The organism is Nitrosospira sp. CT (assembly GCF_059489795.1).
Window position 1 is genome coordinate 15,879 of record NZ_JCAHZJ010000078.1, and the last position, 22,214, is coordinate 38,092.

Annotated in this window: 16 protein-coding genes; 8 read left to right on the forward strand and 8 right to left on the reverse strand. The window is 51.8% G+C overall.

Translation table 11 applies throughout. From position 1 onward, the window contains the following. Positions 1-105: 105 nt before the first annotated feature. From AC52W5_RS14385 to AC52W5_RS14400, 4 genes are all read right to left on the reverse strand, one after another. Positions 106-510 carry a hypothetical protein gene (locus AC52W5_RS14385; RefSeq protein ID WP_495671504.1) on the reverse strand — a complete coding sequence of 135 codons (405 nt, stop codon included), beginning with the start codon at positions 508-510 and terminating at the stop codon, positions 106-108. 101 nt (positions 511-611) lie between these two features. Further along, positions 612-863: a KGG domain-containing protein gene (locus tag AC52W5_RS14390; RefSeq protein WP_495671505.1), complete on the reverse strand. Its 252-nt coding sequence runs from the start codon at positions 861-863 to the stop codon at positions 612-614. Positions 864-1,145: 282 nt separating this feature from the next. Next, positions 1,146-2,036, reverse strand: a complete 891-nt coding sequence (locus AC52W5_RS14395) for an SDR family oxidoreductase (RefSeq protein ID WP_495671506.1) — start codon at positions 2,034-2,036, stop codon at positions 1,146-1,148. Positions 2,037-2,347: 311 nt separating this feature from the next. Beyond that, positions 2,348-4,789: a PAS domain-containing hybrid sensor histidine kinase/response regulator gene (locus AC52W5_RS14400; protein WP_495671507.1), complete on the reverse strand. Its 2,442-nt coding sequence runs from the start codon at positions 4,787-4,789 to the stop codon at positions 2,348-2,350. Between the two features lie 465 nt (positions 4,790-5,254). Here AC52W5_RS14400 and AC52W5_RS14405 point away from each other — a divergent pair, with 465 nt between their 5' ends. The 4 genes from AC52W5_RS14405 (at position 5,255) to AC52W5_RS14420 (ending at position 12,072) form a co-directional block, all read left to right on the forward strand. Further along, positions 5,255-7,351 (forward strand): PAS domain-containing hybrid sensor histidine kinase/response regulator, encoded by a 2,097-nt coding sequence (locus AC52W5_RS14405; protein WP_495671508.1) that lies wholly within the window; start codon positions 5,255-5,257, stop codon positions 7,349-7,351. Between the two features lie 564 nt (positions 7,352-7,915). Continuing rightward, positions 7,916-9,523 (forward strand): hybrid sensor histidine kinase/response regulator, encoded by a 1,608-nt coding sequence (locus AC52W5_RS14410; protein ID WP_495671509.1) that lies wholly within the window; start codon positions 7,916-7,918, stop codon positions 9,521-9,523. A gap of 361 nt (positions 9,524-9,884) precedes the next feature. Further along, positions 9,885-10,976, forward strand: coding sequence for a uroporphyrinogen decarboxylase/cobalamine-independent methonine synthase family protein (locus AC52W5_RS14415; protein WP_495671510.1), 1,092 nt, complete (start codon positions 9,885-9,887; stop codon positions 10,974-10,976). Between the two features lie 205 nt (positions 10,977-11,181). After that, a complete protein-coding gene (locus AC52W5_RS14420) occupies positions 11,182-12,072 on the forward strand; it encodes an alpha/beta hydrolase (RefSeq protein ID WP_074974581.1) in 891 nt (296 codons plus the stop codon). Positions 12,073-12,195: 123 nt separating this feature from the next. Here the strand turns inward: AC52W5_RS14420 and AC52W5_RS14425 are convergent, their stop codons facing one another. After that, positions 12,196-13,236 (reverse strand): fatty acid desaturase family protein, encoded by a 1,041-nt coding sequence (locus AC52W5_RS14425; RefSeq protein ID WP_495671511.1) that lies wholly within the window; start codon positions 13,234-13,236, stop codon positions 12,196-12,198. A gap of 188 nt (positions 13,237-13,424) precedes the next feature. Here AC52W5_RS14425 and AC52W5_RS14430 point away from each other — a divergent pair, with 188 nt between their 5' ends. Continuing rightward, on the forward strand, positions 13,425-13,823 hold the full coding sequence (locus AC52W5_RS14430) for a MarR family transcriptional regulator (protein ID WP_495671512.1): 399 nt from the start codon (positions 13,425-13,427) through the stop codon (positions 13,821-13,823). 13 nt (positions 13,824-13,836) lie between these two features. Here the strand turns inward: AC52W5_RS14430 and AC52W5_RS14435 are convergent, their stop codons facing one another. Continuing rightward, positions 13,837-15,111, reverse strand: coding sequence for an O-acetylhomoserine aminocarboxypropyltransferase/cysteine synthase family protein (locus tag AC52W5_RS14435; RefSeq protein ID WP_495671513.1), 1,275 nt, complete (start codon positions 15,109-15,111; stop codon positions 13,837-13,839). 312 nt (positions 15,112-15,423) lie between these two features. Here AC52W5_RS14435 and AC52W5_RS14440 point away from each other — a divergent pair, with 312 nt between their 5' ends. Further along, entirely contained in the window at positions 15,424-16,899 is a 1,476-nt protein-coding gene (locus tag AC52W5_RS14440; RefSeq protein ID WP_495671514.1) for a hypothetical protein, read from the forward strand. A gap of 248 nt (positions 16,900-17,147) precedes the next feature. Then, positions 17,148-18,650, forward strand: coding sequence for an FAD-dependent oxidoreductase (locus AC52W5_RS14445; RefSeq protein WP_495671515.1), 1,503 nt, complete (start codon positions 17,148-17,150; stop codon positions 18,648-18,650). Here the strand turns inward: AC52W5_RS14445 and AC52W5_RS14450 are convergent. Continuing rightward, positions 18,610-19,293 (reverse strand): hypothetical protein, encoded by a 684-nt coding sequence (locus AC52W5_RS14450; RefSeq protein WP_495671516.1) that lies wholly within the window; start codon positions 19,291-19,293, stop codon positions 18,610-18,612. The two genes, AC52W5_RS14445 and AC52W5_RS14450, sit on opposite strands and share 41 nt — an antisense overlap. 145 nt (positions 19,294-19,438) lie before the next feature. Between AC52W5_RS14450 and AC52W5_RS14455 the strand changes: the two genes are divergently transcribed. Next, entirely contained in the window at positions 19,439-20,518 is a 1,080-nt protein-coding gene (locus tag AC52W5_RS14455) for a GGDEF domain-containing protein (protein ID WP_495671517.1), read from the forward strand. Between the two features lie 173 nt (positions 20,519-20,691). Here the strand turns inward: AC52W5_RS14455 and AC52W5_RS14460 are convergent, their stop codons facing one another. Then, complete coding sequence (locus AC52W5_RS14460) at positions 20,692-22,200, reverse strand: efflux transporter outer membrane subunit (protein ID WP_495671518.1); 1,509 nt, start codon at positions 22,198-22,200, stop codon at positions 20,692-20,694. Positions 22,201-22,214 lie beyond the last annotated feature (14 nt).

The following is a 22,214-nucleotide window of genomic DNA, read 5'->3' on the forward strand; positions in this document are numbered from 1 at the left end:
AGTTGAGACGTTTTGACATGTTTTTCCTCTGGCTTAACGGGCAGAATCCCAATTAGCGTTGGTCGGGTTAGCGTTGGCGTAACTTGGCCTTGACACTGAGTAATTTTAGTACTTGCTGCCGCCACCACCCGAGTGCCCACCAGAGCCACTCCCGTAACTACCACCCGAACCGCTACCAGTACCCCCTATACCACCGCCCGAACCCCCAGCAGAGCTACCACCTGACCTGTAATCCGTACTACTGTCGTCTCCCCGCCGATCCATATCGGTGCCTTTTTTGGACCAGTCGCCTTTCTGGCCATACTGGCCTTTATCATATTGACCTTTTTCTCCCGAGCCGGCGTCATATGGACCCGGCGCCGCCTGCATGCCCGATGCTCCCTGGCTCGGTGTCCCGGTCGTCGCCCCGGCACCCGTCTGTGCGTGCACCAACCCTGCCCCTGCTAGAGCAAATGCCGTTGTCGCTATAGATGAGATAATCGCTTTCTTCAGCGTCCAAAACTGTTTCATGAAATCTCCTGAGAATAAACTTCAGAAGGAAAAAAGGTAAATGGACTCACCTTTTCATTTAAGGAATCTCTGAGCAAGCCCTACCTAATGATCTTGTCGTTTCAGTTACCTGCCTTGCCATGCTGCTTGGATGAATTGCCACGGCTTGAAGAGCTGCCTCTTCCACCTCCATGAGATGCTTCGCCACCTTTCCGTCCGGCTTCGCGGGCCTCTTCCGAAGAGAACTCATGAGCAGTGCCTTTCGCATGAGCCGCTTTTCCGCCTTTACTTGCGATTTCCCGTTGTTTCTCCTGATCCATGGAAGCGAAACCCCGCTTGCTGGTATTGCCACCCCCGCTTTTTGATGAAGGCATGTTTATCTCCTTGTACAAAATATTGAGAATTCCCGTTGAACATCTGCTTACCTCCCAGAGGTTCTGTCATGTCTTCGGAAGCCTTATCTTTGCTATATCTCTGGCTATTTAAGGACCTGTGAAGAGTTCCGGTGCAGAGACAGTTCCGGTGCAGAGACAAATTTCATCTTAATTGCCATATCTGCTGTTTTATGTACGGAGTCCCACATAACCCAAAAATCAAGCGGCTTGTAAGCTCGGGATTAAAGAAGGATGCGTAACAGCTTCCTGACATCATGGAACTCATGATGATGCATGACCGTGTGCCGATCCCGATTCTCCTGGTTCATATAAAGTGCCTTTTGGATGTAGCGGTGGGATTCTTTCCCGCTGACCGCTCCCGCGCTTGGCGGACATCTTGTCTCCGAGGCTCGGCGCCAGCTTGGATATCGTCGTGTTGACGACTGCCATTGCACCGACTTTTACGTCACGTCCTCCTTCGGTAGCTGCTTTCAGTATCGCTTCAGCAACCTGCTCGGGATTGATCAGAGGAGGGGGCAATTTTGGCTCCTTATCCATATAATTCTTGGCATGCTGCGGAAAAGGTGTATTCACGGCGGACGGCTGAATCAGCGTAATCACTACCGGTGCCTTATCGAATTCCTGGACTTCTACACGTAATGCATCAGTGAAACCTTTCACCGCATGCTTGGATGCGGAATACATTCCCAGAAGAGGCACGATAGCCTCGGAAGTTTCGCTGCCTACATTTATGAGCGCGCCGCCATACTTTTTCAGGTAAGGCAAGGCAGCAAGTGAACCATTGACGATACCCCAGAAGTTGGTATCGAAAAGACGCCGGCTGTCGGCTTCGTTGACTTCGTCGAGACGTCCATAAATTGCTACACCTGCGTTATTGATCCAGGTATCGATGCGACCAAAACGGTCGACCGCGGCTTGTGCCGCGAGATGCATTTTTTCCCGATCGGCAACATCCGCGACAACATCGATAGCCGTCCCTCCCGCGTTTGCTATCCTTGAAACCAGTTCCTTGAGTGTTTTAGCACTACGGGCAATAAGAACGAGCTTTGCCCCCCGTTCTGCTGCAAGCATTGCTGTAGCAAGGCCTATGCCGCTTGATGCCCCAGTAATCACAACCACTTGCTGGTCGAGAGGTTTAAGAGAAGTTTGCATGATTCTCACCTTGAAAAAATGACATGGGAAAAACCAGGTAACTGTATCAAGACTAGAAGCTGGCGCGTATTTCGACTGTACAGAATCGCACATAGCGGGCATCCGGAATCCACGGGGGTAAGAGTGCTTGCCACTCCTTAACGGGAGTGTGTCGAGCCATAGGTGATGAAATAGCTCGAAAGGCGGGATTCACAAAGTTCAGGCTCAGGTAAACTTTCAGGTGATTGGGCCAAGGAAGCTTAGCATGACGATAAACAGTTCGGTCACCCGAATCGAGACCAGCCGGACAACCTGGAAGACAAAACGCACGGTTAGATCGAAGCAATCAGTTCTGTCAGGACTTTGAAGTTTACCGGTTTGGTCAGATGATGGTCGAAGCCGCTCTCGTGCGACAGCTGTCGGTCTTTTTCCTGACCCCAGCCGGTCAGCGCAATGAGCTTTATATTGTTGAACTGCGGCTGTGCGCGGATACGTCGTGCCACTTCGTTACCATCCATCCCGGGCATCCCGATATCCATCAGAACCACATCAGGCAGGTAATGGGGAATCGTGGCAAGTGCGACAGCTCCGCTATCCACTGCTTTGACATCCACCCCCATTGATTGCAACAACATACACAGGACCTCCGCGGCGTCCTGATTGTCATCGACTACCAGCACGCGTAGTTCATGCGGTGCGAAAGCCGCCTTCGGGGATTGGCCGCTTTTTCCGTCTGCAGTGATCTCGGACAAAGGCAGGCGCACTGTAAATTCGCTGCCTTTATCCTTCCCTTCGCTCCAGGCTTCGACACTGCCGCCGTGCATCTGGACAAGGCGGTCCACCAGATTGAGACCGATGCCCAATCCCTCTTGAGCGCCCATGCCGCTGCGCCGCTCCTGCGCAAACATATCGAATAAACGCGGCAGCATTCCCGGTAATATTCCTATACCATTGTCCTTCACGGACACGACAGCTTTGTAGTCTTCCTGGCGGGCAGTAAGCCATATCTGGCCGCCCTTTCCGGTGTAACGGACAGCATTGTTGAGCAGATTCGCGAAGATCTGCTCCAGGCGCACCATGTCCCCATATACAATCAAAGGTGTATCGGTGATGGATACGCTCAATTCGAGCTCCTTCTCCCTTATCTGATCCATACTGGCCTCGACTGCATTGTGCAAGGCAATGGCCAGATCAGTGGGTTTCTGGCGCAATTCAACCTTTCCGCTGGTGATGCGCGATATCTCCAGGAGATCATCAACCAGTCGAACCATGTAGTTGACCTGCCGGCTGATAACGGGCAACAGACGAGGTATTTCGGCCGCTCCATGGGGGCGTGCAATGATTGTCAGGGCGCTGACAATCGGTGCAAGGGGATTACGCAATTCATGCGCCAGCGTAGCCAGAAACTCATCCTTGCGGCGGTCGGCCTCCAGCAGAGCGGTTTCCGCAGCTACTGCTTCAGTAATGTCTATCGATATGCCCACATGCCCCGCATACTCATCTCTGGCGGTGAACCACGGCAAGGCATACGATTTCAGCCAGCGCCACTCTCCCTCGGCCGTCCTGACCCGGACCCGATGTCTTAAACGCGCACGGTCATGCAGCGCCCGCTCGAATGCGGCAAGATACGCCGGTGCATCGTCAGGATGGAGAAGTCGGCGCCATCCGGTCGGCATCAGCTCTTCCAGGCTCCTCCCAAACATGTACTGGTAGCGCTGGTTAAGATAAACCGCATTTCCTTGTGGATCCACCTGCCAGATGAATGCTGGGGAAGCCTCGGCCAGCGCACGGAATCTTGCCTCGCTCTCGCGCAGGCTACGTTCGACGCGTTTGCGTTCCGTTATGTCGACCACATATGCTACCGCCTCGTTGCCGTTGAGTTGCTTCATCGCGATTAACGCCCACCAGCGGGACCCATCCTTGCGAAATAACTCCTTCTCATGAGGGACGGCACGTCCTGTTGCCTTGAGTTCCTCTGCAGCCCGGGAAGTAGTCATTTGCCACTCCGGCGGAGTTAGCTCATCGCATTGCAGCACCCCTGCCCGCTCATCTTCCCGGCTGAAGCCGCTCATCTCCAGGAAGGCGTCGTTCGCTTCAGTAATCCGATTTTCGCTATTGAAGAAAATAATTCCAACCGTCTCAATCTCGAGTGCCTGCCGGAAGCGCTGCTCGCTCTCACGAAGCGCCTGCTCAGCCAATGCCTCCTTGAACCTGATTTTCTCCACTTTATGAGCACGTGCCCGGACAAGCTCCGTTGTCTCGGTTACCGTCACCAGCACGCCCGACACCCCAGTTTGCTTCGCATCCTGGGAGGCACCCCTGGAAAAGCTGTCCTTGATATCGGGGATGGGACTGTAGGTGAGTTTGAAAAAAGCCTCTTCAGGGTTTCCGGTTCGATTAATGATGAGCGGTTGATCATCAAAGCTGAAGGACTCGCACCGCTCCATCACCCCCTCACAGATGGGGGCCAGAAAATGCCATACCTCCGGCCAACACTCCGGAACGGGTTGCCCCAATCCATCCGGATGTTTGGCAGCCATCAGATTGCGATAACCATCGTTATAGATCTGTATCAGTTTCGGTCCCCACAGTAACAGGACGGCCGAAGGCATCAGCAACATCATGCTGACTGTGAATCGAAGAGCAGGCGACCATGCCGATATAGGTCCAAGACCCGAATCAATCCAATCATAGGCAAAAATCAGTTCACCCATTTCGCTCCCTCGAAGCCACTCGGGCAATTCCGCTGAGTTTGTGGTTTCCCGCTCGTTCATCCCCTCCTCTTTCTGACACAATATTGATATTACGCATTGCAGAGAATCCTATTCAAAGCCTAGCATAACTCATGCTCCGGAACCTGAACGAAGCTCTCCAAATTTCCGACTCCTGACTGACTTCAATATGCTCTGGAGACGCTCTGCTCTAATGCGAATGTCCGGTAAAATGCTCCAATTCTCGCCACACCATATACAAGGAACACATTTCCCCTCCTTGCTGCCGCACAACCACGACATCAACAAGGCAGAATCTCCCTCAAGTCCTGTTTGAATCACCCATGACGGCCGGCTGTCAGAGTCAGTCTTGAGTTTGCAGAAACCCAATAAGTAAAACCTCCTCCATATATGAATGTCAAATTCTTGAACAGATCAGTTTACACGTGTGTCTGCTGCTCGTGATTACCGCTTGCTGTAAAACTACCCTGGCTTGGACAAACCTCATAAAGGGGAATGAAACAGATAATGGATAATAATGATGAAAACCTGCCGCACTCAGTTGCCTTGCATACGAACGCCGTACTTCAGGCCGGCCAACGGGTCGAGCATGAGCTCCAGCAGGTTAAAAGGGCTCTTGAGGATAAGACGAAGCAGCTTGATGAATCGCTATCTATCCTGCGAGCAACCATAGAATCCACTGCCGATGGAATTCTGGTTACCGATGAGTATGGCCATATGCTTCGCTACAACGAACGGTATCTGCAGATGTGGCAGATTCAACTCCCTGATCTCGTTGAAGTGCGTGAGCACAGGCAACTGCAGAAGCTCAGCTGCAGGTACTTGGCGGACCCGAAGCAATACTTTGAAAGAATAGAAGAAATATACGCAACCTGGCCTGCGGAAACTTATGATTTGCTGGAATTGACCGATGGCAGGGTGTTTGAACGGTTTTCCAAGATTCAGTATTTGGAGGGTTTATGCGTAGGCCGTGTATGGAGCTTTAGAGATATCACGGCGCGCAAGCATGCCGAAGAAGCGCTGCAGGAAAGTACCGAGCGTTTGCGCTTCATGGCTGAGGCTATGCCGCAGAAAGTATTTACTGCGCGAGCGGATGGGGCGGTGGATTATTTCAATCAGCAATGGAAGGATTATACCGGTCTTGCCCCTGAGAAAATGCAGGGCTGGGAATGGACCAAGCTCATCCACGCAGGGGACGTGGTGGAGGGCGTGCAGCGCTGGCAACACTCGCTCAACACCGGCGAGCCCCTCCACATGGAATGCCGTTTCCGCCAGGCAAATGGCACTTATCGCTGGCACCTGCTTCAGGCACAGGCTCGGCGCGATGCAAAAGGGTATATATCCATGTGGGTCGGTTCAAACACGGATATCGATACGCTCAAGCGCGCGAACGATGAAAAGAAACAGCTTCTTGAAAACGAACGGATTGCACGAAGCGAAGCTGAGCACGCGAACCGCATCAAGGATGATTTCCTTGCAACCCTGTCCCACGAACTCAGAACACCCCTTAATGCCATCCTCGGGTGGTCGCAGCTCATCTTGCAGGGAACAATGAAAAAGGAAGATATTCAGCGTGGTCTGGAGGCCATCGAGCGAAACGCGCGGGCACAGAACAAGCTTATCGAAGATCTTCTCGAAATGAGCAGCATCATCTCTGGCAAGATTCGATTGGATGTACAGGAACTGGACTTAAGTGCAATAATCGAAGCAGCAGTCGAATCCGTTGCACCCGCAGCCGAAGCTAAAGGAATATGTATCCGAGAAACGATCGATGCCACTGCAGGACGAGTTCTAGGTGACAACCATCGTCTTCAGCAGATAATCTGGAACCTTCTTTCCAATGCTGTCAAATTTACGCCTAAAGGCGGCACTATAGAGGTTACCGTACAACCTGCCGCGTCGCAGCTTGAGATTATCGTAAAAGATTCCGGAGTGGGTATCAAAACCGAATTCCTTGCTTACGTTTTTGATCGTTTCCGGCAGGCTGACTCTTCCATCACGCGAAATCATGGAGGTCTGGGCTTGGGACTGGCCATCGTGAAGCAACTTGTGGAACTGCATGGCGGAACAGTTCGCGCAGAGAGCGAGGGAGAAGGTCACGGAGCCTCATTTATCGTCACGTTGCCGCTTGCCCCGGTCGAGGACGACAAAGAGAAACAACAGCTGCCTGCCGCCACATTTTCCGTCAAGAGGGATGGCAGTTCCCTCCTCTCCGGCATGAGGATTCTCGTCATTGACGACGATCGAGACGCGCGTGAGCTCATCCATAAGGTGCTCGCGCAGCACCAGGCTGAGATCATCACTGCAGCAAACGCCATGGAAGGACTGTTGATACTGAAGAGCCAGATGCCGGATGTGATGATCAGCGATATCGGCATGCCGGGAAAAGACGGCTACCAGTTTATTCGCGAAGTGAGAAGGCTTCCCGCAATCCAAGGAGGGGAGACACCGGCGATTGCACTGAGCGCGTTTGCGCATTCGGAAGATCGTGCCCTTGCAAGAATGGCGGGTTATCAAGTGCACCTCTCCAAACCTGTGGAATCAAAAGAACTGATCGCTTCCATCGAAAGTCTGATGGCGCGAGCAAAAACAGCGAGTAGCTAGCGCGGGCGGGTAAATAAATACTTAGTCATGCGAGTTGATGCGGAAGGGACGTGGCTCTGGGTCTAATATCCCAGACCAACTCCGATTATATCGGCGCGGCGACTTCTACAGTATTTCCACGTTTGCCCGCGTGACGTGGTACAGTACATGTTATGCAACGAATCCTAGCTGCATTGCAAGAACAATCTGCAACAGCTTCCTCTTTGCTCAGTAGCATTGCACCCCATTTCATTTCACTTGAACCGTTACACCCGTTCTGTTCAATCTCCCGCCGCCGTACCTCGAAGCCGGGGCCTGTAGCTTCATTTAGCGATTCCCGATCGTAGTGCGATCAGCATCTCTAGGAAAGGATAGCCGATGTCAAAAAAAGATAATGAAGAGGCTTTACTGCGATCGGTTGCTTTGCAAACTGCTCAGACAATTCTGAGAGCTCGTCTCCAGGCCGAGCGAGTTCTTGAACAAGCAAAATTAGATTTGCAAGATAAAACTAGACAATTGGATCATTCGCTCACCATTCTTCGTGCTACAAGTACCATCGAAAAGGAGAGGTTGGAGTTCAGGAAAATGCCTGTACACCTATACCAGGAAGCATACAAGCGGAAAGCCGCATGTCGGACGTGCGTTGTCGCTGAAAAAACTCCTCTAAAAATATTCACTGCGCGGGTCGATGGCACCAAGGATTACTTTAACGAGAGCTGGTTCGAATATGCGGGGGTTGGCCTGGGGAAGTTGGTAGGCTGGGCATGGGTTGATCTTATTCACACCGAGGACAGAGAAGAGAATTTAAAACGGTGGAAGCAATCCCTACGAACCGGCGAGCCATTCTCGGTAGAAAATCGGCTCAGACACGTAACGGGCAGCTATCGCTGGCACTCATCCTACGTCGTACCGATTCGTGATGCTGTCGGCAGGATCTGGATGTGGACAGGATATTGTATGGACATCCACGAAACAAAGATGAAAACCGAAGAACTGGAGCGCTCTCTTGCAAAAGAGCGGGAAACGCGTAAAGACGCGGAGCGAGTCAATCACTCCAAAGATGAGTTTTTCGCAATGCTGTCACATGAATTGAGGAACCCGCTCAATGCCATTCTCGGGTGGTCCCAGCTTATTTTACAGGGAACAATGAATAGCGAGAGTGTTCGTAAAGGAATTGAGACCATCGAGCGAAACGCTAGGATCCAAAACAAGCTTATCGAGGATCTTTTCGAAATGAGCAGGATCAATGCCGGAAAGGTTACCTTGGAACTGCTGAGAATTGATCTTTCAAGTCTTACAGAAGTCGTTGTAGACTCGGCGGCGCCAGTGGCGGAGGCAAAAAAAGTTCGGCTACGAAAAATAATCGATTCTGAGGTAGGAGTTGTCCTGGCCGACCAAAACCGATTTCAGCAAGTCCTGTGGAATTTATTGTCTAATGCCATAAAATTTACCCCGGAGGAAGGGGAAGTAGAAATCCATGTTCAGAGGGTGGGTTCTCGCGCTGAAGTAAAGGTAAAGGATTCGGGAATCGGCATCAAACGAGAGTTTCTGCCCCACGTTTTTGATCGCTTCCGGCAGGCTGATTCTCCTGCCAGTCGGCAACAGATCGGGCTCGGTCTGGGACTTGCCATTGTGAAGGAACTGGTCTTGCTTCACAGAGGCACCGTGATTGCCGAAAGCGACGGAGAAGGTAAAGGTTCAGTTTTTACTGTCAGCCTTCCTTTGATTCAGCATCGCGATACTGGGACTGGAATCGAGAATCAAACCGGTATTCTATTAGAGTGCGACGACACACCCCTCCCGCTCACTGGCCTCACGCTTCTGGTCATCGACGATGAGAGAGATTCTCTTGAATTTGCGAAAGAGGCCCTTACAACGCAAGGCGGCACAGTAATCATTGCGGGGAATGCCGCAGAAGGCCTGGAAATTCTAAAAGCAAAGAGACCGGATGTGATAATTTGCGATATCAGCATGCCAGGCAAAAATGGATATCAGTTTATCCGGGAAGTAAGAAGCATGCCAAAAAATGCCGGCTCATCCACACCAGCAATTGCGCTTACCGGCTTTGCACGTCCCGAAGACCGGACAAAAGCGCTGATTGCAGGCTACCAGAAACATATCATCAAGCCCCTGGACACGCTCAAATTGATTGCAGCTGTCACAGCCCTCGTGCCCGGCCACTCCCTCTCATAACGCAGCTCTCATGGAAGGTGGAAGCTCAATAAGTTTTTTTGCTTCTATATAAGAAAGAATTCTCTCCTTTATCACCAAGGGGGACGTAATTCCGTTTACGCCGCTTGAACGGACTCTTCTCCCATTGACTCTTCTCCGCATTTCCTGACATTCCCAGGCGCTTTTCTGCCTAATCCCCTATCGTATATAGCTCAATCTCCAGGTCTGCGGGGACTTGAAAAATACGCCAGAACCCCAAATAATAATAAGTGTATGGCATAACTTCAGGCTTCGCGCGCCAGCGTAAAGCCAGAAGGAGTCAGAAAAACTCAATTTAATGGATTTTTGAAAAACACAGCTATAACGGGACTTGAAATATATCATGTTGACAATACCGACCGAGCCGATCGGAAGCATTCCCCGCCCTCTCGAGCTCATCCGGACCATTGAGAGCAAGGATTGGCACCCGGGGATGGATTCCGCACTTGATCACCTATATGAAACGGCAGTAATAGAGACTATCAGAAGATTTGAAGCGACGGGTTCCCCTGTTATAACCGATGGCGAACAGCGTAAATATCACAACTTTTGGACGTATTGCGTCGATGGACTGGAAAATACGACGCCGGAAGGCTTTGTTATCCCCTTCTCCGCGGGACATAGTCGAAGGATGCCAATGTTGAAAAAAGGACCATTCCGGTATCGCATATATGCAGATTATTATCTCGAAACAGCCATGCGTTACACAAATCTACCTGTAAAACAGGCTGTTATTTCCCCTTCTGCATTAAGTTTAATGTACCCCGCCCAAGAAATTGAGGGATACTCTCGAGATCAGTTTATCGAGGATTTATTGAACGAACACGAAACCGAGGTGCGACGCTGCCTCCATAAAGGGGCGCACAAAGTCCAGATCGATTTTACCGAGGGGCGACTGGCACTGAAAATTGATCCCACAGGAAGACTTCTGGACAGTTTTATTGATCTTAATAATATGGCGCTATCCCGATTTAGTTCAGATGAGCTTTCCAGAATAGGCGTGCACACATGTCCTGGAGGCGACCGCGATTCTACGCACAGTGCCGATATCGACTATTCTCAGCTCTTGCCAAAGTTATTTCAGTTGAAGGCAAAAAACTTTTATATAGCCTTTTCTGGTGAGAAAGACCGTCTACGTATCCTTAATATGATTCGGGCTCATCTAAAGCCGGATCAAAAAATTTTTATTGGAGTAACCTCCCCAATCAACCCGGAAGTGGAGAGGCCTGAGCACATCTGTGGCCTTATCGTGGAAGCAGCGGAGTTCATACCGGTTGAGCAGCTGGGAACAACTGACGATTGCGGTTTTTCGCCTTTTTGTGATGATATCTCTACCACCAGGGAGACGGCGTTTGCGAAAATTGCAGCACGAGTGCAAGGTACGACACTTGCATCCAGCATACTCGGTGGAATTGCACAATCCTGCACGTCTTGAAATAGATTCTCGAAGAGCATGTATCAGACTAGATCCTGCCATTAAATATGTCGATTTTGGCACCGGGCTTAACCTCCTGACGCCACCCTCTCTCATTAATCAAGCTTAATGGACGGAAGAGGCAAGTCTTGTATAGGACACTTATGGCAAGCCTAGACACAGCCGCATCCCCCTGTCTGAGACAGATCCATTATTTTCTTATAAGATGCGTCGCTGGATTCTGATCGGGATTTTTTTCTTTTCCTCCTGCATTGCTGTCATCTTGCTGGCAGCGCTTGGAGTGGGCGAACTCCTGTCCGGAGCAGTACCCACCGCGGTGAATACGCTCTCGATCGACCTGCCAGTCGAACCGGTGGAGATTCCCGTCTACACTGATGCCCACGAAGCAGGCTCAAACGTGCATGGATGGCTGGTGCACGGAGTACGCGGACGTGGCATGGTACTGCTGGTTCATTCTCTCAGGAGCAATCGGGTGGAAATGCTGAGCCGCGCCCGGTTTTTGAACCGGCAGGGATATGGCGCTCTCCTCATCGATCTTCGGGCGCACGGTGAAACGCCGGGAGAACGCATCACCTTCGGCATCCAGGAAGCTGAAGATGTGGAAGCGGCTATCGTCTGGCTGCGTAATACTTTTCCGGGCGAACGAATCGGCGCGATTGGCGTCTCGCTTGGTGCAGCCGCGATTGTACTCGCGAAAAATCCACCGCGGCTCGATGCCATGGTGCTTGAATCCCTCCATCCTACCATTGATGAAGCAGTGGACAACCGCCTCAGACTTCACCTTGGAAACTTCGGGCCGGTTTTCTCCCCCTTGCTGCTATGGCAGCTCTCCTTTCGTCTCGATGTAAATCCCGACGAGTTGAATCCGATCGACCGCATCGGGAATCTCAGCTCGCCTCTTCTGCTGATTTCAGGGACTGACGATCGGCATACGACAGTAGCAGAAACCGAAAGGCTGTTTACTGCTGCCCGTCAGCCAAAAGAATTATGGATTGTTCCGGGCGGAGGACATTTCAATATGCATACCTACGCAGGCAGAGAATACGAAAATCGCATACTGGATTTTCTGGACCGGTACTTGCCAAGGCGAAACTGATGCTCTGATCTGACTGTTAATCGTGGATCACCTCTTGTCGCCCATAGCAGATGACTTTAGCGATAAAGCGATAAGGGAAAGCGCCCATTGCCGCAAAGAAACTTGCGGCGCTGGCAGCAGTTTTTAGAATGGAGTCAGGAAAGATACGCCGTTCGCGCCGACAGCAGAGCCATTTTGAAGCCGATGTGCGAAAAGATTCCCTTGCGCTTCCCTGTCATCACCCATTACGCGGGCAACCCTGCTCTTATGGAAGCTCCCGAGTTGTTTCCGGAACGGGATGACAAACGGCCCCCGGCTCTCATACTGCGCCCCATACAGCGCTTTGTGCAGCTTCGGCAACTCGTGCCAGGGCGTGGTCGGCCGGCTGTGGTGGGCATTATGATAGCCAAAATTCAGAGTAATGAGATTCAACCATGGATGTCTGATCGAAACCGGATTGCTGAATGTGTGAGACTGCTCATAATTCCGATCACCCCGGTATTTTATCAGTTCCGCATTGTTATCGAATCCTATAATAATGTCATAATTATGCTGAAGCGCATCCATGAAGCGCAGGATTGTCAGAAATATGATATAGGCGATCAGGTAACACAGATAGGCAAGTGGAGAATACACGAATAGCATCACAAGCAAGCTGAACCGGACAAGAATAACCTTCGCTGTCCGAAGCCGTTGATCTTTCTTCTCTTCAAAAAGGAATGGCGCAAAAACGAGCACGGCGTGCATAAGAAGCTCTATAGCGGGCACATACAGCCACTCCAGCACTTCCACAAATTTACGCTGGATAGGATGACGGGCAAGATAATCCCTATAGTCGAACTCGACCACATCCGCATTATCGACATGATGCCGCATATGCTTTTCCCGCAGATCTGCGAAAGTGCCGTAGCACCCCCCCGTCAACCAATTCAACATGCTACCCAGCAGCGCATTATGCTGTGGTGATTTGAACAACGTGTTGTGCCCGCATTCATGAATCAGGTACGAGGCAATCACCATAGCGTGAGCCACGGCAAACGTGCCAATCACCATAAGAACCGGGTGCAGGGACAGGATAAGCGCGAGGCCTCCCATATAGCTCAAATGACAATAAAGCAAGGCTGAAACGCTCGGGAGCAGCCCACCTTTATAGCGAAAGCATGTTTTCTCGATTTTCGTGAACATGGTTTTATAGCTCGCAACAGTTTACGTCTTCGCGTCCCCGTCAGCCGGAAACCACAGGCTCCCACCGTAGAGGCAAGTCAAATCTGATATAGTAATTATACATGTAAAAGTGCATGTATATGTGTATTATTCTGCCAATATAATAAAGCCTACGGTTCCAAAACAAAGGGAAGGAAGAGAAAGGAAAAATGACCGGACTTTATGAGCAGTCAAACGCCCAGCGCCGCCAGTTCGTTCAACTGCTGACAGATCTCGATCAATACTGGATAGAGGTGCTGGGGAACAAGCTTTTCCATGACCTGAATTACTACGACCTTTTCACGCAGATGTGGCTCAAGATTAACAGTTCAGCGAACGATACCTTCCGAAAATCCGAGTTATATAAGCTCATGCCGCACATCAGCCAGCGGACAGCAATCAAATATATCCAGACAGCCATTGATCACGGTTTGCTCATCGAGCGAATGGACCCACAGGATCAGCGATCCCGGCGAATCACGATGTCAGCTGATCTCAAGCGAAAAATCGAACTTTTCCTGGACCGCTCCATCTCGATGCTTCAGGAGGCATCCTGGCAGACCGGTTGAACAAAGCGTAAAGTCAGGTAACTGAATCAAGTGCCTGCGCGATATCCTCGATGATATCGTCAATATGCTCAATCCCAACCGATATCCTCACAAGACCCGGTGAAACCCCCGCAGCCTTCAATTCTTCAGAGCTCAACTGCCTGTGGGTGGTTGATGCAGGATGACAGGCGAGCGATTTGGCATCGCCGATATTGACCAGCCGCAGGATCATCTTCAGCGCATCGATAAACTCGCTGCCGGCAACCGCTCCACCCTTGATCTCAAAACTCAGCAGGCCGGATGCTTTCCCCTTGCTGATCCTGTTACAGAGGTCATAATATTTACTACTGGGCAAACCTGCGTAATTAACACGCTCTACCAAGGGATGCGCTTCCAGATACTGCGCCGCCTTCAAGGCATTCTCGCAGTGCCGCTCCATTCTCAAACCCAGTGTTTCCAGCCCCTGCAGTATCAAAAATGCACTATGGGGCGCCAGCGCTGCACCCGTGTTGCGCAATGGCACAACCCTACAGCGACCGATAAAAGCCGCGGCTTCAAATGCTTCTGTATAAACAACGTCGTGGTATGAAGGGTCAGGCTCGTTCAGCAAGGGGAAGCGGTCCTTATGCTTTATCCAGTCGAATTGCCCTGAATCGATAATCATTCCTCCGACCGTCGTACCATGTCCACCGATATATTTCGTCAGCGAATGCACCACGATATCCGCTCCAAGCTTGAAAGGCTGACATAGATAAGGGGTGGAAACCGTACTGTCAACAATGAGGGGCACCCCGTGCCGGTGGGCAATCTCGGCGATCTTCTCGATATCGACAACATTTCCCGAGGGGTTTCCGATGGATTCACAAAAAACTGCCCGGGTTTTATCGTCTATGCATCGCTCGATTCCATCAAAATCATCGTGCGATACCATGTGCGCCTCGATTCCCTGCCTGGGAAAAGTGTGCGCAAACAGATTGTACGTACCCCCATACAGTTGGCTGGTGCTCACAATATTGTCGCCGGCATTAGCGATGCACTGGACGGCATAAGTGATTGCCGCCATCCCTGACGCAACCGCCAGTCCACCCACTCCACCCTCCATCTCTGCCAGACGCTGCTCCAGCACCGCATTGGTCGGGTTCATTATCCGTGTATAAATATTTCCCGGCACCTTCAAGTCAAACAGGTCAGCTCCATGCTGCGTATTGTCAAATGTGTAGGAAGTCGTCTGATAAATCGGTACCGCCGCAGCCTTCGTCGAAGCTTCTGATTTATATCCGTAATGCAATGCCAGAGATTCCAGTTTCATACCGTTCTTTTCCATTCAGATTAAATAGATACCTTCTCTTTCGCTAGACGATCTGCCAGAAGAGATTCTCGACTCAATGCCCGGGTGTGTCACTCCGCTTCCATCCTTTGGAGGAGAGCCCTCAATCAAACTCCCGCTTCCTGGAAAGGACTGGAGAGAGCCTCGATGAGAGGAAGTTTACAAGCCGATCAAACTCGAAACCTATCCTTTACCAAAAAACATATAACATATTTGTCCCAACGTAATAACAATGAGCGATCGGAACGATAATGACCCATCCCAACCCCAATAAATATCTTCGGCAAGCTTCTCATGACACCTGATGATCTCATAAAACGGCATGATCAGCAGCAGCATGAAGCTGCACAGGCAGCTATGGCTCGAAAACTGCTCGGGAACCTGAATATTTCCGACTTCGCCGATTTTTCCAGGGATACGATGGCGGCGGTGATCAAGGGGTTCGGAACGATTGCCAACGAAACGGGAAGCTGGATCGACTCCCTTCCGCTCCCGCTACAACTGATGACTCAGCCGAAACTGACGGTCGATCTTACACTGGAAACCCTGAAATCCCCCGCACCCTTCGGTCTATCCCTATCCTCGCTATGCAAGCTCGCACGGAAAGGATTCATTTACCTGAATCTGCGGGATTACGATTCCGACCTGCAGAATGGTCTCGCTGGCCATATGGCCTATCAAGCCAGGCTTGAACAGATTTTTACCGAAGCCCCGAACGCGGTGTATTTCGGCAGCGCGATACGCAAAAGTATCTTCGACGCGGCGATTACCAAAACCGGCCAACGTATCGGCTCTGGCAACAAAACCAGCCAGCCGTTGCAATACGAAAACTATCATGCCGAGGCAGCGCAAACACTCAAGCACGTCTGCCTGGACTATTCAAGATTGCCGGATAACGACCGGCGGGTGCAGGAAAGCTATTTTCGGGGCAGGCGCTCGAACCCGGATGCCACTTTCTGGCACTACGCATACCTGCGCTCGGTGGAAGGTTATCTCCCTTATCAGATCAATCAGCAGCTTACGGAAGCGTATGGACGTGCGGGGCACTCGGTCGGGGATATGGCAAAATTCATGCACCTGGCACGCATATGTCATCTTAATTTCACCGCACCGATTACAGCCTCATTCGGCACCACTTACAATATTATGCCGGACGAATATAAGGAGCTGATGCGGCTGCACGTCTACCCCTCGGACCCTGTTCACGATGACCCGCAATATGATGAACTCATCGACCAGCTGCTTTATTGCCTGTTCGACAAAAATTCGCCTCTGAACCCGGACAGTATCGCCTCCCTGAAAATACGCCTCAACCAGGACCCGGCACAGATTGTCTTCACCGATGAAATGATCGATTCACTCATCGATGTTCTGGAGCGCAACCATTCCCGGCTCAAAGCAACAGCGGAAATCCTGCGCCAATTTGGCTCTGCTTCGCATGTAGATGGCAGGAAACCCGAACTCCAGGACTTGATCAGCCAATACAATGCTATTGAGTCCGAATCCTTTGATCTTATCGCAAAGGAGAAAAAACTGGCAAAACTGTTCACTGTCGGCACGAGCGCACTCGCTGCCCTACCAGGGGTGGGAATTTACTTTGGGTTGGGCATTAGCATGCCTTGGCTTGCCGCAGCAGCCGCCGCTGGACCTCTCGCTGCATTGTTGGCCAATCAATTTACCCCTACCATTGCCGAGTCACTGATACAAAAAATCAAACTACCGCATAAACTCGACAAAATGCTCTACAGAGTACACAAGGTCATCAACTAGTTGTTTAGTCCGGTGTAATCAATGGCCGGAGTACTCCGGCCATTGATTTCTGGCAGGCGCTTTGTGCCATAGCGTACAGAAAAACCCCAGCAAATCATTAATGCTAACGATCAATCTTCCACATCTATTATTCCGTGGAAGAGAGCTTTTAAAAGCCACTGCCAATACTTTAGGGAGTTGAGCACGGGTTGGGGTAATTCCTTGAAGCCGATACCCCATAACTTGAAAATGTCGAATAAAAAGGATTCATGATGGACACAACTTCTGTCTGGCGTGCCACAGCACCCTCTCCTGGTTTCCCGATGCTGCAGGAAGAGATCACTACGGATGTCGTGATTGTGGGTGGCGGGATAACCGGCGTATCCCTGGCCTTGAATCTGGCTGAGCAAGGCGTCGCGTCGGTGTTGCTGGAAGCTCGGGACTGCGGTTTCGGCAGCACAGGAAACTCCACTGGCAACCTCTACGAAACCTTAAGCCGTGGTATTCATCCCATTGTCGAGCGATGGGATAGGGATGTCGCCCACGCCGTCACCACTGCCCGGCGCCAGGCAGTGGATCAGATCGAGGAGCGCGTGCGAAAATACAATATCGCCTGCGGATTCCGGCGTTGCCCATTATACCGCTACGCTACCTCAGCAGGTGGAAAGGATCGCGTGCAACAGGAGTACGAAGGTTCGCTCAGTGCAGGATTATCGGTGCGTCTGGAAGACAAGCTTCCGCACCCTTTTCCCGCCCCACATGGACGAGTGCTGGTTCTGGATAACCAGGCTCAGTTCCATCCGCAGACATATGTTCGCGAACTCGCGCAGCAGGCGGCAAAACAGGGCTGCCGCATTTTCGAAAATTCGATGGTTCTGGAAGTGGATGCGGATAAGCGTGTCGTACGTACCGCTAATGGCACGGTAACCGCCAGGGAAATTGTGCTCGCAACTCACTCGCCCAAAGGTATTCACCTCGTGCAGACCGAAATGGTGGTGAACCGGGAATACGGCCTTGCCAAGCGCATTACCAGGGATACATATCCCGCAGGAATCTTCTGGAGCAGCGGCCTGGAGAGGCTTTCGGTGCGTACCCTGGATGTCGAGGATGCGACATACCTCATCTGTGTCGGCGAAGAGCATAAAACCGGCCAGCAGGATACCAGGACCAGCATCGACCGGCTGGAAACGGCAGCAAGCGAATATCTTGGCATGAAGGAAATTGATTACCGATGGTCAGCCCAGAATTACAGCGCTGCCGATGGTCTGCCATACATCGGCCGCGACGCAACGGATTGCTTCATCGCGACCGGATTTGAAACCGATGGCCTCACCTATGGAACTCTTGCGGCCTCACTCATTGCTGACCAGATTGCGGGGCGTGACAACGCTTTTGCTCCCCTTGTCCAGGCAAGCCGCTTTGAACCAGTGAAAGGCATAAAGGGGATGGTCGAGGAAAATATCACGGTAATGAAGTCCTTCATCAAGGACTACATCACCGACCGGGAGGCTATACCACTGTCCCAACTCATGCCGGGCAAGGCTGCGATCGTCAAATTCGAAAGTGAATCGCTTGCTGCTTACAGAGATACCGAGGGGACATTGTTTGCCGTTTCGCCTGTTTGCACCCATATGAAGTGCAGGGTGCACTGGAACGCGGTGGAAAAAAGCTGGGACTGCCCCTGTCACGGAAGCCGTTTCGCCCCTGATGGCGCGGTAATCGAGGGGCCGGCTACCGAGCCGCTTCGAAGACATGTTCTGCCGGGGCACTAAGCCAATACCTATGCGTTGCTTCTTCCGATAAAACGATGACGGGCAAACTCAACCATGTAAGCTCTCCACTTTGCTGCATCTCCATCAGGGCCTGCAGAATCATCTGTTCCAGCACTTTTCCGAAGGCCTGGTCCTGAGGAAAACTCATCACATTCTCCGGTATGCTCATATTGCCAATCGCGGTATGGACAGCCTGTTTTATTCCTGTCCGGCTGATCGCCCCCTCCTTGGTCGTGATGAACATGGATAATTCATATGCATCGGTAATGGTCTTGCCAATTACCCACAACGGGTACCTCGTGCGTGCAGCCTCCGATGCGACCGTTCCGCTATCAGCGATGTTGTTCAAGATCACTCTGACCTCTCCCTCCGCCCGATCAATCACTGGCACCACTACCCGCGTATCCCTGAGTATTGCATTTGCATAATCCTTCAGGGGGATATCGCCTTCGGGAAAGTGTTTGCCATTGCGCTGAAATTCGACACTGAGATTTAGCCGAAGCGGCACATTCCGCTCGGCGATGTCCCTATAGGTAACTCTTGGAAAAGACGCCCCCAGAAAAGACTTTTTTGGCGAAGTGCAGCCAGCCAGTGCAAAAGAAGCAATAACTGAGCCGAGTATTATCCTACGGCTGATATTCATAAAAAACTCCAGAAGGGCTGGTTTGGCTCCTGGCCAAGCAAGGGGACCAATAGTAAGAATAGCAATGAGGGAGAATAATGCGTTATCCTTTATGTCGCAACCGCTCAACCACGGGATTTTCTCGCACACAACCGTCCGCGAATAAGTGAATACCGAAGCAACGCCGCATTGTGCAGCGCTCGGGTTCGACAAAAACCGAATCCAGCAGACGCTTTCCTTGCTGGGACTGGACGCGCCTCATGAAAAAGTAGCTGCAAGCAGCCTGCTGCCCGAAATCATTCCTGAAAGAGTCGATGAAATAATCAATTCCTGCTTTGCCATAATGGTGGACAGTGATAGTTTTGAACTGATCGAGAAGGATATCGGTACCGAACCATTCAGGCAGGAATGGAAATATCGCCTGCAATCCTTTGGCAAAAATTTTACTACGCCAGGTTATTTTGAAGAGCGATTGGCGCTGGCTGCAGCTTTCGCCCATGCAAACATCCCACTGGGAGCCTTGCAGCTTCCTTCCTTTCTGATACAGCAGGCGCTGATAGCCAGTCTGTCGGACAAATCTGATCTTAATGCCGATAAAAACAGAGTACTTCTGAACATCATCCTCAATCTCACTGCACTTGACTTGTACCTTTCCGCCGAAGGTTATCGCCTTCCGGAGCTCTACCAGCTGGAAGAAAAACTGGACACACTGCGCGCGGAAGCATCGCGCTTGCAGCAAAAAGCCTGGACCGACGAGCTGACAGGCACGATGAGCTACCGCAAGCTCATGGAGTCTCTCGAACACCACATCAAACGAGCGGTGCGCAGAGGGCACGAACGCAGCCCTTTGTGCCTCATCATGTCGGATCTCGATTTCTTCAAGAAAATCAATGATACCTACGGCCACATGGTCGGTGATCTGGTACTGCGGCATTTGGCGGGGCGTATAAAATCCGCGACGCGCGACTTCGACATGATCGGCCGGTTCGGCGGGGAGGAATTCGTTGTCATTATGGCGGACACTGACCTCGAATTGGCGAAGGTAATTGCCGAACGCATACGCCTGGGAGTCATGAAGACGCCATTTCACATAAAAAAATTTAACATCCACATTACCATCAGCCTGGGCGTGGCAATGCTGAAACCTGGGGAATCCGGAGAATCACTGCTTGAGCGGGCAGATGCGGCAATGTATGAGGCAAAAAGAAGAGGCCGGAATTGCGTGGTGACTACCAAGGAAATGTAGAGGCCCAACAATCATCCGCTCATTACTGTCTGAACGCACGGGCTGCTCTGATACCAGGCAATGGGCACAGCGAGAAGTGAGGGACGATGGGCTACAAGCTCAGCAAAACAAGATCGCTTCGCTGATTTCCGTCGCCTTCAGTTGGAACCGACTGCTCTGGGCTTTGTTAGGGGTTAGGGAACAGGTGAGTCTGGATTGAAGAAAACTTCCTCCATCCCCGTCAATTCACCTTCTCCCTCAGTATTCCACCACCCGCCTCCCAAGGCGACAAATAATCCCGAAGTATCCTGGAAGCGCTGACCCAAAGTCCCGATGTAGCCGAGCTTGGCCTGGAGATACTGACTGTTCGTGGTCAGTACTTGCAGGTCATTGACGAGGCCCGCCTGATAATTGATCCGGACGAGGCGCAATGCTTCGCTGGCTGAATTGAGCTGCTGCAGTTGACTCTGAAGCGTTTCCGCATCGTGCTCCAGCGCGAGAAGCAGGTCTGCGACCTGCGCGAGGGCGTTGAGGGCCGTTTGACGATAATTGGCAAGCGACTGCTTGTACGCGTCAATGGCGGCCTTTCGCTGCTGCCATAACGTGCCGCCATGGAATATCGGGGCGGCAAAGGCGGCTCCTGCACTCCAGAAATTTCCACTGCTCATGAAAACATCCATGAGATTCCGGGCGTTTTGTCCATAGGTGCCGCTCAAGGTGAAGCTTGGAAGCATATTGGCGGTCGCGACGCCTATGTTCGCCATAAATTGATGAACCTGGGCTTCGGCAGCGAGAATGTCAGGGCGCTGGCGCACCAGCGTGGAAGGCAGTGTAACAGGCAGATCTTCGGGCAGTGAAAGATCGACGAGGCTGATCTGAGCCGTCAGCCCCTCCCCCGGCGCATAATTCATCAGAGTGTCGAGCAAATGCTCCGCCTGGCCGCGCCCCTGCTCCAGGGCCGGAAGTGTGGCTTCAAGAGATGCGAGCTGGGTTTGCAGCGTGACCCCACTGATGTATGGAACTATTCCAGCCCGGATTTGGGCCTGGGTGATCTCGATTTGCTCCCGTTGAAGCGCGATAAGCTCTTTCGTTGCCTCGATCTGTGCGTCGTATGCCGCCCTGGCAACCACAGTATTGACGATATTGCCCGTTAGCGTGAGGTAAGTGGCCAATACCGTATAGCGCTGAAAATCCCTTTGCGCCCTGAGACTCTCCACGGCGCGCCGCTGGCCGCCGAATACATCGAGCGCATAGGTGACTGTCGTCGACAATGTGAACAGGTTGAATGTTGCACTGGTCCTGCCCCCAAAGCGCGCTGACGAGAACCGCTGCCGACCGGCCGAACCCCCAACATCCGCCTGGGGGAAAAATACGCCATAACCAGCGAGAAGATTATGCTGGCTTTGCCGCAATGCCGCCTGCGCTGCCCTGAGGTTCTGGTTGTTGTTGATCCCCTCCGTAACGAGCGCATTCAACTTGGGCGACTTGAACGCCCGCCACCAGTCAGCCATGAGGTCAGCCCCTGCGTCAAAATACTGGGCCTGATCCTTTACAGGAATTGCTCCTTCCAGCGGCTCCCCGGGCAGGTAACGCGCTGTCTCAGGCGGCTCCGGGCGTACAAAATCGGGTCCCACCATACAGCTGCCCAGTACCAGCATCAAGACTGTACAAACCCCGCTTCTCGCGACATGCTGTGCATTCATGATGTCCTGCCTTC

Coding starts and splice junctions, on each gene's coding strand:
- AC52W5_RS14385 (WP_495671504.1), bottom strand. CDS start 510: ATGAAACAGTTTTGGACGCTGAAGAAAGCGATTATCTCATCTATAGCG.
- AC52W5_RS14390 (WP_495671505.1), bottom strand. CDS start 863: ATGCCTTCATCAAAAAGCGGGGGTGGCAATACCAGCAAGCGGGGTTTC.
- AC52W5_RS14395 (WP_495671506.1), bottom strand. CDS start 2,036: ATGCAAACTTCTCTTAAACCTCTCGACCAGCAAGTGGTTGTGATTACT.
- AC52W5_RS14400 (WP_495671507.1), bottom strand. CDS start 4,789: ATGAACGAGCGGGAAACCACAAACTCAGCGGAATTGCCCGAGTGGCTT.
- AC52W5_RS14405 (WP_495671508.1), top strand. CDS start 5,255: ATGGATAATAATGATGAAAACCTGCCGCACTCAGTTGCCTTGCATACG.
- AC52W5_RS14410 (WP_495671509.1), top strand. CDS start 7,916: ATGCCTGTACACCTATACCAGGAAGCATACAAGCGGAAAGCCGCATGT.
- AC52W5_RS14415 (WP_495671510.1), top strand. CDS start 9,885: ATGTTGACAATACCGACCGAGCCGATCGGAAGCATTCCCCGCCCTCTC.
- AC52W5_RS14420 (WP_074974581.1), top strand. CDS start 11,182: ATGCGTCGCTGGATTCTGATCGGGATTTTTTTCTTTTCCTCCTGCATT.
- AC52W5_RS14425 (WP_495671511.1), bottom strand. CDS start 13,236: ATGTTCACGAAAATCGAGAAAACATGCTTTCGCTATAAAGGTGGGCTG.
- AC52W5_RS14430 (WP_495671512.1), top strand. CDS start 13,425: ATGACCGGACTTTATGAGCAGTCAAACGCCCAGCGCCGCCAGTTCGTT.
- AC52W5_RS14435 (WP_495671513.1), bottom strand. CDS start 15,111: ATGAAACTGGAATCTCTGGCATTGCATTACGGATATAAATCAGAAGCT.
- AC52W5_RS14440 (WP_495671514.1), top strand. CDS start 15,424: ATGACACCTGATGATCTCATAAAACGGCATGATCAGCAGCAGCATGAA.
- AC52W5_RS14445 (WP_495671515.1), top strand. CDS start 17,148: ATGATGGACACAACTTCTGTCTGGCGTGCCACAGCACCCTCTCCTGGT.
- AC52W5_RS14450 (WP_495671516.1), bottom strand. CDS start 19,293: ATGAATATCAGCCGTAGGATAATACTCGGCTCAGTTATTGCTTCTTTT.
- AC52W5_RS14460 (WP_495671518.1), bottom strand. CDS start 22,200: ATGAATGCACAGCATGTCGCGAGAAGCGGGGTTTGTACAGTCTTGATG.